Below are 15,654 nucleotides of genomic sequence, written 5' to 3' on the forward strand. Positions count from 1 at the left end.
GGGGACGGGGATTCACGCGGCACGGCAGGCGCGCCGGCGGTTCCGCCGAGTTGGGCGGCAGGCCTTTGCGCACGTGGGCCGTGGCTGTGGCCGTGGGAGGGGGTTTTCGGCGTGGCGTGGGCTACTTACCGATCTGGGCGTCGAGCGCCGCCTGGTAGTCACGCTTGTGCTTGGCTCCGACGATCCGCTCTTTCTGCTCGCCGCCGTTGAAAATCAGCACGGTCGGGATGTTCTGGATGCCGTACAGGCTCGCGAGGCCGGCCGCCTGGTCCACGTCGACCTTGCCGACCTTGGCCTTGCCCGCGTACGCCGTGGCCAGCTCATCGATGGTGGGGGCGAGCATCAGGCAGGGTCCGCACCACTGGGCCCAGAAATCGACGAGCACGGGCACGTCAGACTTCAGCACTTCGGCTTCAAAATTGTCGTCGGTGAACGTCAGCGTGTTTGCGCCGGCCATGCTGTGTTCCTCTCGTTCGCACCACGGTCTGTGCCTGGCACCTCGGGACCGATTCTAGGCCCCGTTAGCGGCTTGTCAAACCGCCGGCGCAGGCCTCAGGCACGCGGCCGATCCGCGACCCAGGTCGTCTTACAGCCGTCGTAACCGCGGACCGCCACGGGAGCGCCCGGCGGTGCGGTGGCGGCGCCACGCAGCACCAGCTCGTCCCAGTGCTTCTCGTTGAAGATGCAGCCGGGATCACCGGCGTTGATCGTGCCGTAATAGCTGTCCGCCCGCGCCCGGCAGCCGCCGCAGTAGTTCTTGAAGCGGCAGACCTCGCAGTGATGCGTCAGCTTCGTCCGGTCGCACAGCAGCTCCCAGAACTCGTTGTGGCGGAAAATGTCCGCGAACCGGCGACGGCGGATATTGCCCAGGACGCGCTGCGGCATGTATACGCAGGGCGTGATGTCGCCGTTGGGTTCGATGCAGACGTACGTCCGCCCAGCGCCGCAGCCCCCGAGGTACTTCGCGACGACGCGCGCCTTCCATCCGCCGCCCGAGCCGGCGTGCGAGCACGATTGCCGCCCCTCGGGCGCGGAATGCACGAGGCACACGCGGCCGAGTTGTGGGGCGGTGGAGATGACGCCGATGCGGCCAGACTGCATCCACGTGTTGAATGTGCGCAGGAGCCATTCGCGCTGCGGCGGCGTGAGATCGCCCTCCGTCATTTCCAGGCCGCGGCCGACGGGGATAAAGTTGAAGTGCGCGATGCAGGACGCGCCGATGTCGACGGCGAACTGGAGCATGTCCTCGACTTCGTCGAAGTTGCCCTGGTGGACGCACATCGCGATGCCGAGCCGCAGGCCGGGCTGCTGGACGACGGTGCGCATGCCGCGCACGGTGCGGTGCCACATGCCGGGCTGGCCGCGAAAGGCGTCGTGCTTCTCCGGGTGCACGGAGTCAAGCGAGATTTCGATGTAGCGAGCGCCCGCGTCGGCCAGCTCCGCGGCCAGCCGCGGCGTCATTGTGCCGCCGTGTGTGGCGACGCTGACATGCAGCCCGTATTTCTGGCAACGGCGGAGCACCGGCAGCAGGTCCGGGCAGATCGTGGGCTCGCCGCCGGCGAAGGCGATCATGGGGACGTACTCGGCGGCCATCTGGTCGACGAGGTCGAACTTCTCGTCCAGCGTGAGCTCGTCCGCAAGGGCGCTGTGGGCGCTGTCCTGGTAGCAGTGCCGGCAGCGCAGGTTGCAGCGGTTGGTGAAGTTCCACACGCTGAACAGCGGCGCGGAGAAGCGCTGCGGCACGGTCAGGCCGAACTCGGCGACGCTGCGCGCGGTGGCAACCAGGCCGCGGACCGTGCTGCTGTGCTCACTGACGCGGGTGCGAAACGTCTCGATGGACGTCTGGCCGCGCATGCGGTCGATGAACCTGTGCAGCGGCCAGTACTTGAGACGCTGTGACCACGGCGCCTGCGGATTGCCATACGAGGCGAGAACTTCCTCGATGATGGTCTGGCCGCCGCCGCGGGGACGCGAAACCCAGCGCAGCAGGCGACGGGCGAAGTCGCGCCCGAGCCAGTCTTCGAGCGGGTGGTGAAAGTTCAGGTCGATCGCGCGGGTGTGCTCGGCGGGGCGCTGCAAAAAGCTGCCGCCGCACGCGTACTGCTGCGAGGAGATGTGCCCGTCGTCAGCGCGGCCGGCGTTCTTGTTCGGATTGTCCGAGACCGCACCGGTGTCCAAATAGGTCTTGTGAAGCCGGGACGCCGTCGTGTGCGCAGCGGTCTCCGTGCGGCTGTCGTAGCCTGCGGGACCGGCGAAGGGCAAGTCGTCACGGTGCGGCATGCATGGCGTCCTTGTCTACGCCGGTGCCCGGTGACCGGCGCCGCGTCATAAGATGCTCACTATACGGTTGACCTCCAATAAGGGCGAGTGGTTTGGCCGGCGGTTCGGGGGCGAACGCACAACGGCGTGGGGGAGCTATTTCCGCGCCTCCGCCCGCTTCTTGCGTCCGGAGCCGTGGGCCACGACGTCGAGGCGCGGGCGCGCCGGCCAGCCGGAAAGGTGGATTTCGCTCCGGCCATCCAGCAACTCGACCAGCCGGCGGCCGATGAACTGCTCGCGCCAGCCGGTCAGCAAGGCTGGGCGCTCGGTCCTGTGCCCGGCCTGGAAGTCCATCAGATCCCGCAATCGCTGCGTGCCACCCAGCAGGTTGCGGCTGAGCTGCTCCTCGTGACAGATGGCCTGCGTGACGGCGGAAAGCAGATCGAGCGTCGCGATCGCCATCGGCGAATCCTCGCGATGCTCGTAGGGCTGCGGCCACTCGCTCGGCGGTGTTCTGGCCGCCTCGGCGATCAGGTCGAGCAGCTCGTGGATGACCTTGTGGTTGCGGGCCTGCGGGAACCCGCGCATGACTTCGAGGTCGGATTCGTGTTGTGGTCGGCGGCGGGCGATCTCGACGAGGATGTCATCGCGCATCAGCGCCCGCAACGGGCGATTGCGCGACTGTGCCCATTGGTCCCGCCACTCGACGAGCCGTTCCAGCACGACGAGCCCCAAGCCGTCCAGCTTCTTGCTCCCCTTGAGGCGCAAGGCCCGGTCCTCGACCGGTGCCCGGTAGAATTCCGCCTGCTCGAAGTCCCGCATCTCCTCCGCCAGCCAGGTGGTGCGCCCCGCCCGTTCGATCTCGCTGGCGAGCTGAGCCTGTATGGCCGGCAGGTAGATGACATCCTCGACCGCGTAGCGAATCTGGGCGGGTGTCAGCGGCCGGCGCAGCCAGTCGGTCAGGGTCTGCCCCTTGGAAATGCGACGCTTGAGGACGCTCTCGACCAGTCGGACGAGGCTCAGCGGATAGCCGCGACCGACAAAGCCGGCGGCCACCTGCACATCAAAGACGTTGCGCGGCACCTGGCCGGTCGTGCGCAAACAGACCTCGAAGTCCTCCTTGCCGGCGTGGACGATCGTCATCACGGCCGGGTCGGCGACAAGCTGCCAGAAGACGCGCACGTCGACGTCGGCCGTGGGGTCAATCAACGCGGCCGTGCCGTCGGTGGTTACCTGGATCAGGCACAGCGTCGCATCGTAGGTGTCGTCGCGGATGAATTCGGTGTCGAACGCAAAGGATCCGGCCTTGCGCCATTCCTCGCACCGGGCATCGAGCGTTGCCTGCTTGCTGATGATCTCGGGTGGTCGCATCCTGCACTCGTTCACGCCCGTTGCACGGGGCAACCCGCCGGCGTGGCGCCTGCAGGCCGGTCGGTTGACAGTCGCATGGGAGAAGTAGGTACACCGAACCCGGGAGCGTGTCCAGTCATCGCGCTGGTGTCGCCTGCGTGAACCAGGCGCGCTGGGCCGCAGGCGAGGCGCGCCGCACGGCCAACCGCGTCGTGGTTGAGACTTGGTGGGCGAGGGGCAGATTCGCTGCACCAGGCGTCCGTGCCCGGCTACAGGAACCGCGGCAGACCGCAATCCGCCGCCACGCGCCCTCGCGCGCCAAGGGTCGTGCCCTCCATGGCACATCTGCCGGCTAGGGAGCCCGTGCCGGCATGGCTGTTATCGGCGGTGCGGAGAGTTACCCATGAGGGCGCGTGAGACGTAGCTGCTGAACCGCGCAGGCTATGCGCGGGGTCTACGGTTGCGCCGCGCGCGGTAACTGAAAGCCGTCAGCGGGAATGCGCCCGGCACACTCGGGACACGTGGGTAGGGCGATCGCGTTGCCTACGCCTCGCCGATCTCCAGGCGGAAGAAACGCTTGACGGAGAGGTCCGGCGAGTGGCGGCGGAGGTAGTCGCCGACCGACTGCTTGTCGTCCTTCACGAAGGGCTGTTCGAGCAGGACCATTTCGCCGAACCAGCGGTTGAGCTTGCCGGTGACGATCTTCTCGATCATGTTCGCCGGCTTGCCCTGGACCTGTTCCGTGGCGAACTGCCGCTCCTTCTCGATCAGGGCGGCATCGACCTCTTCTCGCCGGGCGAACGGCGGCCGCATCGACACGACGTGCATGCACACGTCGGCGGCGACCTCCGCGGGGCAGGGAGCGGTGAACTCGACGAGCACGCCCTTGCGGCGGTCATGGTGCAGGTAGTGGCCGAAGTGGCCGGAGACGGCGGCGACGCGCCCGATCTTGATGTTCTCGCGGATGCGGTTCACGGCGTCATGCAGAAGGTCACTGACCTTGCGGCTGGTGTCGCCGGGCACCGGCTGCGCGAGGATGGCCTCGGGCGTGGGCGCAGCGAGTTTGACGGCGACCTGGCCAGCGGCCTCGGCGAGCTTGATGAAGTCCTCGGTGCCGGTCACCGGCTCGGTCTCACAGAGCACCTCGACCAGCGCCGCGCGGCCGGCAGCCGAGTCGATCTGGCAGACGATGCGCCCGTGGGCCGTCTCACGCCCCGCGCGTTTCTCCATTTGCGAGTGCCCCTTCTTGCGGAGCAGCTCCTGGGCCTTTTCCATGTCGCCATTGGCCTCGACCAGCGCGTTCTTGCACTCCATCATCGAAAGGCCAGTCTTCTCGCGGAGGGCCTTCACCATGGCCGCGGTAATTTCCATCGCCGGACTCCTGTTCTATGAACCGCATGCCCGGCCGCGGCAGGCGGCCAGGCCTTGGCGGGGGGCAAACTAGGCTGAGCAACCCGAATCGACGCGTGCGCGTTAGGCCGGCGCGGCGGCATCACCCGGCGCCGGCAGGTCGGCCGGCGCGCTGGTCGGGACCACAAGCGTGGCCGGCGACGGCATTTCGCCCTCGTGTGGCGCGGGCAGATCCGGGCCACCGCGGCGCGGCCGGCGACCACGGCCGGGGCCGGGGCCTTCGCGCGTTTCGGCGGCCTCGACCGGCTCGGGCCGGGCCTTCTTGCCTTCCTCGACGGCGTCGGCAATCTCACGCATGACCAGCTCGATCGCCCGCATGGCGTCATCGTTACCGGGGATGGGGATGTCCGCCAGATCGGGATCGCTATCCGTGTCGAGCAGGCAGATCGTGGGAACGTCCATGGCGCGCGCTTCGCGGACGGCGTTAATCTCTTTCCGCACGTCGACCATAATGCAGGCGGCGGGCAGCCGGTTCATGCGCCGGATGCCATCGAGGTTGCGCCGGATTTTCTGCAGCTCGCGCGAGAGCATCGACTTCATCTTCTTGGAGTAACCGGTTTCCCACTCGGGGCTGGCAACGAGGGCTTCCAACTCCTCGAGCCGCTGCAGGCGCGAGCGGATCGTGCGGAAGTTCGTAAGGGTGCCGCCGAGCCAGCGCTCGGTGACGAAGTGCATGCCGCAGCGCCGGGCGTGGCGCTCGACGATCTCGCGCGCCTGGCGCTTGGTGCCGATGAAGAGCACGTCGCCGCCGCGCGACACGACCTGCGCGACGAATTTCTTGGCCTTCAGGAGCCCCCGGAGCGTTTCACGAATGTCGATGATGTGGATGGCGTTGCGTTTGCCGTAGAGGAAGGGGGCCATTTTCGGGTTCCAGCGACTGCAGCGATGACCGAAATGGATGCCCGCATCCAGGAGTTCGCGGACCAGAGAAGAAGCCAAACATCACCTCCGCTCCCCGGGCAGGGAGCCAACGTACAGCCCTCTGGGCGACCCCCAGGGCTTCTCGAATCAAGTTTCCACTGCGCCCGACGCGGGCACACGTGGCCGCAGACGCCCATTCCGCAGACCCATCATGGTAGTGGGCGGGCGGCCCGGCCGTCAAGCAGCCGGCGCGGGCCGAATCGCGCCGCCGCCGCGGCCGGGCGACAGTCCTGTAACTCAGCAGCGGCGCGAAGGTTGCGCCGGGGCGTCTATGGGCGGTCGCCGAGGTCCGTGCGCAGCCCTTGCCGGGTCGCGCACGTCCGGGCGTGCCGGAGGCGTTCCGGGCCAAAGCTCGCCCCGGCAGCGTTCCGATAGCGTGAGTAGCAACCACCGTCGTGCCGCCTGTGGCGGGCGCGCCGCGCCCGGCCCGGGGTGGTTGGCGTGCAAGGTAACCATGGGCGACGTTCTCGACCAAAGCGAAATTGACGCGCTGCTGGCCTCGGTCGCCGAGGAGGCCGCGGGCACGCCCGAGACTCCAACTACGGTCGCGGTGAAGCCGCCGCCGGGGCTGGACGCGACCGCGGGCTTCGCGCGCCACGACGTCAGCACGTACGACTTCAAGCGGCCAGAGCGCGTCAGCAAGGACCATATTCGCGCGCTGGGCTCGATTCACGACGGCTTCGCGCGGAATTTCGGCGCGACGCTGTCGGGGTTCCTGCGGACGATCATTGACGTGCGGGTGGTCGGCGTCGAGCAGCTCACGTACAGCGAGTTCATTCACTCGCTGCCCAACCCGACGTGCTTCGTCATCGTCCAGGCGCCGCCGCTCGAAGGGCAGATGTGCGTCGAGATCAGCCCGTTGATCGTCTATCCCATCATTGATCGCCTGCTGGGCGGCAGCAGCTCAGACATGTTCATTCCGCAGCGGCCGCTGACGGCGATCGAATGGCGGCTGATGCGCCGGCTGATCAACAAAGCGCTGGAGCACTTGTCGGAGGTATGGCGCAATCTCGTCGAAGCGAAGTTCGATGTCGTTGACACCGAGAGCAACCCGCAGCTCGTGCACATCGTCGCGCCGACCGAAGTGGTGGTCTTCATCACCTTCGAGATCAAGATGGGCCAGTGCGCGGGCACGATGAGCATCTGCATCCCGTTCAACACGATCGAGTCGGTGCTGAGCAAGCTCACCACGCAATCGTGGTTCGGCTACGCGCGCAAGGGCGCGACGCAGACGCAGCGGCAGCGCATCGTCCGCAACCTGACGCATGGCAAGGTCGGGCTCACCGCGTTCCTCGGCCGCGCGCAGGTGCGGCTCAGCGAGCTGCGCGCCTTGCGGCCCGGCGACATCATCCAGCTCGAAAAGCACGTCAAGAAGGAACTCCTCCTTCAGATCGAAGGCCGCAATAAGTTTGCCGGCGTTGCCGGCCAGTACCGCGGCCGCCGCGCCCTGCGCATCACGCGCCGGGCGGAGATCGACGAAGCCATTTAGCGTGCTACCGCAGCGCATGTGACTCGAAACAGGGGTGGCGCGGGGGTCCTGCCGGCCGCGCGAACGGCAAAACGCCCATCGTACGCATGTTGGAGCAATTGCGCGGCGCCGTACAATGCACGCCGCTGGCCTAGGCGGGCCGCATGCCACACGAATGTCAGGAGCGTGCGATGGACGTGTTTGACGCATTGGCCCAGCGTTACAGCTATCGCGGCCCGTATCGTGCCCAGCCGGTGCCGCGTGCCGACCTGCGCCGCATCGTGCAGGCCGGCTTGCAGGCACCCTCGGGCAAGAACGGGCAAACGACCCGGTTCATCATCGTGGATGATGCCGAGCTATTGGCACAGATCGGGCGGCTGCATGCGAGCAATACTGCCGTGCAGCAGGCCCGCGCCATGATCGCGTGCCTCGTGGACCGGCAGCCGCCGCCCATCTACGAGGGGTTCAGTTTCCAGGTCGAAGACTGCGCGGCGGCGGTCGAGAACATGCTGCTGGCGATCACCGCGCTCGGCTACGCCTCGGTCTGGATCGATGGCTGGCTGCGCATCGGGGACCACGCGGCGACCATCGGGCGCCTGCTCGGCGTGCCGGATGAAAAGGTCATTCGTGTACTGTTGCCGATCGGCGTGCCAACGGAGCCGGGGCCGCGCCGCGACAAGCTGCCGTTCGAGCAGCGCGCGTGGTTCAACGCCTACGGGCGGGCGGAGAGTTAGCCTTCCGCCGGCCAGGTGATCTCAGGTTGGTGGTGCGGTGTGCCGTTGCTCTCGAGCCGTGCAGTCTGCGAGCAACACTGCCCAACCGCAGGGTACGCAACTGCGCTCGAGCGCGGTGGCAAACGGCGGCCCGGCCGCAGCGGGGCTACGGCCAATCGCGGGGGCCGCACGACAGGAGCAGACCCTCACCGGTGATCGGGTAGCGCTCCAGGTATCCGGCAATGCTCTGCACCGTCACGGCCTCGACGGCAGCCAGCCGCGCGTCGGCGGTCCGCAAGTAGCCGTGCGTCTCGATGTCGTCGACCAGCTGCATGACGCGCGTGCGCGGGTTCTCCGCTTCCAGCGCGAGATGCGTCCGCCGTTGGTTCTTCACCCGCTGCACCTCGTCCGGCCGCACGCCGTGCTCGGCCACCTCGCGGGCCTGCGCGCGCAGCGCGGCGAGCATTTCCTCGCAGCGCTTGGGCTCGCCGTCCGCGTACAGGGCCAGAATGCCGCAGTCCTCGTACGCAATCCACGCAGCACCCGCCTCCGTACAAATGCCCTTCTGCACAATGTTCCAGTAGCACCGCGAGTTGTGCCCGCCGAACAGGCCCGTGAACGCCTCGAGGCTCTCCTCGTCGGCATGGCCGCGCGGGACAGCCGGAAACACCAGCATCACCGACTGCTGCTTGAAGCGGTCCAGCTTCAGCTTGCGCACGCCGGTGGGCAGTGGCGGCAGCGGCTCGGTCGGCAGATGGCCATTCCCGCCACGCCGCCAGTGCCCGCAGCAGCGACCCGCGGCCGCGAAGACCTCTTCGGGCTCGACCGCCCCGGCGGCGATCAGGCAGACGTTGTCGGCGGCATAGCGGCGGGCGTGATAGTCCAACATGGTCGCGCGCGGCAGTCCCTGGATCGTCTCCTTCTCGCCAAGGACCTCGTGCCCCAGGGGATGCCGGGCGAAGGCGACTTCGTGCAGGAAATTCCACACCTGCCGATCGAAGCCGTCGTCGTTCATGGCGATCTCTTCGAGGATGACTTTTCGTTCCGTCTCGAAGTCGTCCGCCGGCAGGCTGGGGCGAAGCATGTCCGCCAGCAACTCGATCTGCGCGGCGATCCGCCGCCCCGGGAGCCAGCCGTAATACACGGTGTGCTCTTTGCCGGTGTAGGCGTTGTAGATGCTGCCGAGCTCGTCGAAGCGAATGTTGATGTCGCGCCACGTGCGCGTGGCCGTGCCCTTGAAGCACATGTGCTCCAGGAAGTGGCTCACGCCGTGCTCGGGCGGCGTCTCGTGCCGGGCGCCCGTGCGGGCGAGAAACGCCGCGGCGGCGGAACGCACGCGCGGCAGGACCTCACAAACGACACGCAGGCCGTTGGGCAGAGTGTGTTCGACGAAGCATGACATGGCGGGGATTGTAGCGGGGGGGCGGACGCGGCTGTAGCTACGTCCGAAAAACGAGCGGCCCGGACGGACCGCCCTGGCTGACGCTGCGCATCCCGCCGGCGACCGGGCATCAGCGCTTGTCGGTGTCGGTCTCGTCCTCGGGATCAAACGTGAATTCGACGCCGATCAGGTAGCCCACGTGGGCGCGCGTGCAGTGCCGCACAATGCCGGTCCCATAGCAGCTCTGGGCCGGCTGGTGGATCGCGAGTGAAATCACGGTGTCCTTGGCGATCGGCCGGCGGGCCCGCATGGCCAGACCGTGCGTGCTGAGGTTATGCAGCGTGGCGAGGATGTGCCGGTCGCCGTACGACCCCTCGGGCAGCCAGACTTCCACGGTGCCGGGGAAGGGCCAGCGCTCCTCGCGGCGGAGGCCCGGCGCCTGCTTGGGGACCGCGTCGACCCGGTGCATGTCGATGAGTCCGCGTATTGCGTCCGGCGTCAGTTTGACGATTTCCTCGGCATCCATCCTGCGACCTCAAGCACGGCGATAGATATCCCGGTGGGCCGGGTGTCTCGCACCCTCCTTACATCGGATCGCGTCCCCTGTGGCATCAGTGCCGTGTGGTTTTCGCGAGACGCAGCGCGCTCACGCAGCCGGCCGCGGGGGCGGATTTCTCGGACGCGGGCGGAAAACCCGAAATTTCTGCGCATCGTTCTTCGCCTGCCGCCGAATCGATTTGGATAGTACACGCAGCTTTCCGTCGAACGTGTCGGGTCTTGTCCGGCCCGAGCCGCCGCATGTTCAACGCCAGATGGGGAGAGATGACATGCGGCTTCCTTGGCTCTGGCTGGCGCTGCCAGCCACGGTGGTGCTTCTGGGGGGCTGTCCGGTCGCGACCGACGACGTGGCCGGTGACAGCCTGATCACGGCGGTGGCCGGGATCACGGAATCCGGGGCATCCAACCCGGACGAGACGACGTCCAAACCGCCGCAGAGCACCGCGTACGCGGGCTCGGTGGCGGGAAGCGGCGACTACCGACTGATCGAGATTGGAGCGGCTGCGGCCGGCGAGCGCTGGACCGTGTCCGACGGCTCCGGGCTGCTGAGCGGGTCGTCGTTCCTGGTCGTACTGCTGGACGAGAATTTCGACCTGCTGCAGCGGCAGGTCGTCTCGTCGGGCGCGCCGCTGGTCCACGTCGTGCGCGCCGACAGTCCGGCCGTCTACCTTGGGGTGAGCAACTCCTACGGCCGCGCGGGCGGCGAATTCCGCTTCTCAGTGCGGCTGGAAGCCGGGCTGAGCGTGCCGCCGCCCCGGCGGCAGGTCGTGTGGCTGAACTTCGACGGCGAAACCGACCTGAGCGTGCACGGGCGCGACGGCATCTCATTTGCGCCGTTCGACGCCGCCATGCTGGGATCGCAGTACGACGGTGCGACGGACGCGATCAAGGCGGCGATCGTGGCGGCGATGCGGGTGGATTACGCCGGCTACAATGTAAAGATTGTCAGCTCCGACGACGGGCCGCCGCCCGACGGTGCTTACGCGACGGTGCATTTTGGCGGCGTGGACAACCGGCTGCTGGGGCTGGCCGACAGCGTGGACCAGTACAACGCGGACCCGTATCAGCACGCGATCATCTACGTGGAGAGCTTCGCGGACTTCGGCGTGATGAACCTCAGCGACGATGAAATGGGGCAGATGGTGGGCAATGTGGCCAGCCACGAGTTCGGCCACCTGCTCGGCCTGTTCCATACGCAGGTGCCGGCGGACGTGATGGACACGACCGGAACCGCGTGGGACCTAGCGGCGGACCAGAGTTTCCTGCGCGGGGAGCTGGAAGAGAGTGTCTTTCCGTTCGGCTATGAGAATTCGCCGAAGCTGCTGGGCCGGATTGTCGGCACGACGGGCGAAAAGGCCGAGGACTTGGCAAAACCCTTGGGGACCGCAAAAATGATGCGTAAGGCCGCATTGCGGGCCATGGTGCGCGACACGTTGCGCCACCGTTGTGGAAACTGCGCGGATCCCGACGACTAAGGAGTGACGCCGATGGGTGGCTGCTCGGCGAGTGGGCGGTGCGGTCAGGTCCTGCTGGCATGCCTGGTCGTGTCGCTGCTGCTGTGCTGCGGCTGCCCATTTGTGCCAGCCACGTCGGACCCCAACGATCCGCTCGACAGCAACAGCTCCATCGACACGGGCGACAACAGCTCCTTGCGCACCGCAACCGCGCTCACGCTCAACTCGACCGGGCAACTGAGCTTCACCGGCGTGATCGACTCGCGCAACGACATCGACGTGTACTCGCTCGGCACCCTGTCGCGCGGCGATCGGATTTACGTCGACGTGCAGCGGCTGAACGGTGACCTCGATGCGCTGGCGGCCATCTTCGACAGCCGCGAGTACCTGATCGCCTGGAATGACGATCGCACGCCGGACGGCAGCGTGCTGGATCCACAGCTCGATTTCACGCTGGCAGGCGACACGGATACCTATTACCTGGCCATCATCGCGTACCCGGGCGATGCGAGCTACGGGCAATACCTGGTGGAGATTCAGATTACGCGCGCGGCCGGCGCGCCCACGCCGTACCAGCAGATCGTCTACCTCAACTGGGCGGGCGGCGACCGGGTGGTCGTGCGGAATGTCGGGGTGTACAACCTGCCACCCTTCAGCGCCATCGATGTCGGTTTCTCGTCGAGCCGGACGGCCGCGCTGAAGCAGCGCGTGCAGGAAGTCGTCGAGCAGCGCTATGCCGAGTACGACCTGCTGGTGCTGAACTCGGATGACGATCCCGTGCCGAGCGTGGCGTACTCCACGGTCTACTTCGGCGGGGCGGACTACCAGGCGTTCGCGATCTCGGAGCAGATCGACGCATACAACGAGGACCACGGCGACGACGCGATCATCTTCACGCAGAGTTTCCAGGGCGCCTTTGCGCAGCCCCCCACGTTTGAGGAGATGGCGCAGGCGCTGGGGAACACCGTGGCGCATGAAGTGGGCCACCTGCTCGGGCTGGTCCACACCGCCGACTGCGACGACCTGATGGACACCACGTGCTTCAATGACCGCTTGCTGTCACCGCAGGAATTCTCGACCGCGCCGCTGGACACTTCGGTGTTTCCCTTCGGCTACCAGTCGGCGACGGAGTTGCTGTCCTGGGTGCTGGGGCTGGCTGACTGAGCGCCGCGCGCTACGCAGGCAAAGCGCGGGCCAATTCACCAATGAATTCCGTAACGTCAGTGGCCAGCGCCGCGGTGTCCGCGCCGCGGTCGACCGCCAGATTCATCCGGCGCACCAGCGCGCTGCCGACGATCGCACCGTCGGCGACGGCGCACACGGCGGCGACCTGCGCCGCCGTAGCAAGGCCGAAGCCCACGCAGATCGGCTTGCCGGTCTCGGCGCGCAGCTCGTTGACGTGCGCGGCCAGGTCCGCCGGCAATGTGCTGCGCTCCCCGGTGACGCCGGCCAGCGACTGGTAGTAGATGAAAGGCGTGGATAGCGCGGCGATGCGCTGCCGACGCGCCGTGGCGGTCGTGGGGGCGACGATCATGATCAGCCCGCAGTCGTGGGCGCGCGCGGTCGCGGCCAGCTCGTCCGCCTCCTCGAGCGCGAGGTCCGGGACGATCAAGCCGTCGATGCCGGCTGCGCGCGCGGCGGCGACGAAGGCGGCGGGCGTGCGGCGCTGCACGATGGAGTAGCTCACCATCGCCAGCAGAGGGACGGAGATTTCGGCCCGCCGCCGGTGCAGCGTCGCGAAGAGCGTGTCCAGCCGGAAGCCGCGCTCCAGCGCCCGCGCGAATGAGGTCTGGATGACCGGGCCGTCGGCGATCGGGTCGGAGAACGGAATTCCCAGCTCGACCGCGGCGCAGTGGCGCGGATCGATGCGGCGCAGAATCTCGACCGTGGCATCCGCATCCGGATAGCCGGCGGTGATGTAAGGCAGCAGTGTCGTGCGGCCGGTGGTCTGGAGATCGGCGAAAGCGGCCTCAAGTCGGTTCATACGCACCTTCCGGCGAACGTGCCGCGGGCGACGTGCTCACGCGCGTTCACGTTCCGATCCTCCTGCCACACGGGCAACGGCCTTGTTGGCAATGTGCCCGATGATGAAGACGACGATGATGGTCAGCACGAGGCTGGCAATCCACAGCACCCGTTTGTGCGGCGTGGGATCGGTGACCGCCTTGAGGCCGACCGCGAAGAGCACGACGGCGGCGGTGCGCGGCGCAATGCCCAGCAGCGTGCCGAGGGCGTAGGCGACCGCATTCACGCGCGTGGCTGCCATGACGAGATTGGTCAGCGCGAACGGCGACACGGCGAGGCGCACGAGCGTGACGATCGCCAGGGCGCGCCAGAATCCGCTGCCGAGGAGCGCGTCGTAGACCGCACGCCACTTGGGCTTTTCCGTGATCAGTTGCACCACGCGATCGCCGGTGGCCCGCAAGGCGATTACATAGCCGAGTAACGCCGCTCCGAGGATGCCGGCGAGCGCCGCGGGCAAGCCAACGCCGAAGCCGAACGCCCAGCCGCCCAGCGCGGCTTGGATGTGCGTCGGAAAAATCGCAAGCCCCGCGCAGCCGGCGAACCCCAACACGTAGATCAGCACACCGAGCCCGTCGTGGGCGCGCAGCCAGGGTCCGAGTGTGTTGAACAGGAACGCCAGCGTGACGAAGCCGATCATCGGCAGGGTCGCGGCCAGCAGCGCGAGTGGGCCGCCCGGTCCGAGCCGCCGGAGCAGTGTGCGGGTGTGCGCAGCGACCTCACCGAGCGTGGGTTCGTCGGTCGTCGCGGGTGGGGGGGCAGGTTCGGGCATATTCATCCTTGTGCGGCGGGCGCGCTGGTCAGCGGCTGCGGGATTTCGAAGCGGAACTCGGCCCAGTGGCCGTGCTCGGAAGCGGCGCGAATGTGCCCCTCGTGCAGTTGCACGATCCGCCAGACGGTGAACAGGCCGACGCCGGTGCCGGGCTGGCCGCGGGTCTCGGGTGTCTGCAGCCGCGAGAAGCGCCGGAACAAGCGGTCCTGCTCGCTCTCGGGCCAGCCGGCGCCCTCGTTCCACACGGACACGTTCAGGGCGGTGCCGGTGTGTCGCGCCGACAGGCGCACCTCGCCCTCGTCGCGGCCGTACTTGGCCGCGTTGTGCAGCAGGTTGATCAGCACGATGCGCAAGAGCTGGGGATCGAGCTGCACGCGCGGCAGGTCGGGTGGAATACTGATCACCAGTTCCATGTGCCGGGCTTCGAGTTGCGGGCGCACGATCTCGCTGGCCGGCTGCGCCACGTCGGCGGCGAAGTCGACGTCGGCGCGCGGCGTGGCCTGCAGCGCGCCGCCTTCGATGCGGGCGAGATTCAGGTAATCATCGACGAGACCCAGCAGGTGCCGCCCCTTGCTGACCATGCGCTCCAGCCGCGCCCGCTGCTCGGCCGTCAGCTCTCCGACGTAGCCATCCAGGAGCAGGTTCGCCTCGGTCAGCATGGCTCCCAGCGGACTCCGCAGCTCGTGCGAGACAAAGCCGAGCATCTCGGCGTACGCCTGGTTCGCCGACGTGAGCTGGGCAATGCGATAGGTCTTCTCGACCGCCTGGCTCAACCGCTCGGCCACGAGCTTCTGCAGCAGGACCTGGCGATCGTCGTAGGCGCCGGGCCGGCGGGCACTGCGGAACAGCAGGCCGACGACGCGGCCATCGACGCTCAGCGGACAGGTCAGGCTGGAGCGCACGCCTTCGGCCAGCAGCAGCCGCGTAGACCGGCTCTCCGGCCGCAGCTCCGCATAGCGCTGCAAGTCGTTGATGATCCGCGGCACGCCGCGCCGGAGCACCGTCGCCAGCGAGCTGCCGGCCACGTCCTCGGCGTAGCCCGGTCGGAGGCGGATGGGTTCGTAGAACGCGCGGGTGTGGTGGGCGACGATACGCCGCCCGTTCTCCGCGACGAAGGCGATGCTGTACCGGTCGCACGGGCTGATGTTGCGCGTCGCGTCCGCGAAGAAATCGACGACGCCTTCGAGCGTCTCGCGGGCCCCGATCTTCTGATTGACCGCCTCCAGCATGGCCTGTTCGGTGCCGGAGAGCGTGAGCGTCAACGGCGTACTGCCGCCGAAGTCGACGTAGCGGACGATATCCTCGGGCAGGTCGGCCATACGCGGCCCTCTGTGGCTCTGGACGCT

Annotated in this window: 14 protein-coding genes; 4 read left to right on the plus strand and 10 right to left on the minus strand. The window is 67.7% G+C overall.

What is annotated here, in order from left to right; all coding sequences use genetic code 11:
- Positions 1-121: 121 nt before the first annotated feature.
- From trxA to rpsB, 5 genes are all read right to left on the minus strand, one after another.
- Positions 122-457 carry a thioredoxin gene (trxA, locus tag KA383_03810; protein ID MBP7745232.1) on the minus strand — a complete coding sequence of 112 codons (336 nt, stop codon included), beginning with the start codon at positions 455-457 and terminating at the stop codon, positions 122-124.
- Positions 458-552: 95 nt separating this feature from the next.
- Complete coding sequence (locus KA383_03815; GenBank protein ID MBP7745233.1) at positions 553-2,280, minus strand: radical SAM protein; 1,728 nt, start codon at positions 2,278-2,280, stop codon at positions 553-555.
- A gap of 135 nt (positions 2,281-2,415) precedes the next feature.
- A complete protein-coding gene (locus KA383_03820) occupies positions 2,416-3,630 on the minus strand; it encodes a ribonuclease D (protein MBP7745234.1) in 1,215 nt (404 codons plus the stop codon).
- A gap of 522 nt (positions 3,631-4,152) precedes the next feature.
- Positions 4,153-4,980, minus strand: a complete 828-nt coding sequence (gene tsf / locus KA383_03825) for a translation elongation factor Ts (protein ID MBP7745235.1) — start codon at positions 4,978-4,980, stop codon at positions 4,153-4,155.
- A gap of 102 nt (positions 4,981-5,082) precedes the next feature.
- A complete protein-coding gene (gene rpsB, locus KA383_03830; GenBank protein ID MBP7745236.1) occupies positions 5,083-5,958 on the minus strand; it encodes a 30S ribosomal protein S2 in 876 nt (291 codons plus the stop codon).
- 436 nt (positions 5,959-6,394) lie between these two features.
- Here rpsB and fliM point away from each other — a divergent pair, with 436 nt between their 5' ends.
- Together fliM and KA383_03840 are read left to right on the plus strand one after the other, a co-directional pair.
- On the plus strand, positions 6,395-7,429 hold the full coding sequence (gene fliM / locus KA383_03835; GenBank protein ID MBP7745237.1) for a flagellar motor switch protein FliM: 1,035 nt from the start codon (positions 6,395-6,397) through the stop codon (positions 7,427-7,429).
- 143 nt (positions 7,430-7,572) lie between these two features.
- Positions 7,573-8,142: a nitroreductase family protein gene (locus tag KA383_03840; protein ID MBP7745238.1), complete on the plus strand. Its 570-nt coding sequence runs from the start codon at positions 7,573-7,575 to the stop codon at positions 8,140-8,142.
- A gap of 145 nt (positions 8,143-8,287) precedes the next feature.
- Here KA383_03840 and KA383_03845 read toward each other — a convergent pair whose 3' ends face one another.
- Positions 8,288-9,523: an insulinase family protein gene (locus KA383_03845; GenBank protein ID MBP7745239.1), complete on the minus strand. Its 1,236-nt coding sequence runs from the start codon at positions 9,521-9,523 to the stop codon at positions 8,288-8,290.
- Positions 9,524-9,632: 109 nt separating this feature from the next.
- Positions 9,633-10,028, minus strand: coding sequence for a PilZ domain-containing protein (locus KA383_03850; GenBank protein MBP7745240.1), 396 nt, complete (start codon positions 10,026-10,028; stop codon positions 9,633-9,635).
- A gap of 301 nt (positions 10,029-10,329) precedes the next feature.
- On the opposite strand from KA383_03850, the gene KA383_03855 reads away from it, so the two are divergent.
- A complete protein-coding gene (locus KA383_03855) occupies positions 10,330-11,535 on the plus strand; it encodes a matrixin family metalloprotease (protein ID MBP7745241.1) in 1,206 nt (401 codons plus the stop codon).
- 12 nt (positions 11,536-11,547) lie between these two features.
- Positions 11,548-12,678 carry a hypothetical protein gene (locus tag KA383_03860; GenBank protein MBP7745242.1) on the plus strand — a complete coding sequence of 377 codons (1,131 nt, stop codon included), beginning with the start codon at positions 11,548-11,550 and terminating at the stop codon, positions 12,676-12,678.
- Positions 12,679-12,688: 10 nt separating this feature from the next.
- Here the strand turns inward: KA383_03860 and trpA are convergent, their stop codons facing one another.
- The 3 genes from trpA to KA383_03875 are packed head-to-tail and all read right to left on the minus strand — an operon-like array spanning position 12,689 to position 15,627.
- On the minus strand, positions 12,689-13,498 hold the full coding sequence (gene trpA, locus KA383_03865) for a tryptophan synthase subunit alpha (protein ID MBP7745243.1): 810 nt from the start codon (positions 13,496-13,498) through the stop codon (positions 12,689-12,691).
- 36 nt (positions 13,499-13,534) lie between these two features.
- Positions 13,535-14,308, minus strand: a complete 774-nt coding sequence (locus KA383_03870; protein ID MBP7745244.1) for a TVP38/TMEM64 family protein — start codon at positions 14,306-14,308, stop codon at positions 13,535-13,537.
- A gap of 2 nt (positions 14,309-14,310) precedes the next feature.
- Positions 14,311-15,627 (minus strand): HAMP domain-containing histidine kinase, encoded by a 1,317-nt coding sequence (locus tag KA383_03875; protein ID MBP7745245.1) that lies wholly within the window; start codon positions 15,625-15,627, stop codon positions 14,311-14,313.
- Positions 15,628-15,654 lie beyond the last annotated feature (27 nt).

Source organism: Phycisphaerae bacterium, from assembly GCA_017999985.1.
GTDB lineage: Bacteria > Planctomycetota > Phycisphaerae > UBA1845 > Fen-1342 > JAGNKU01.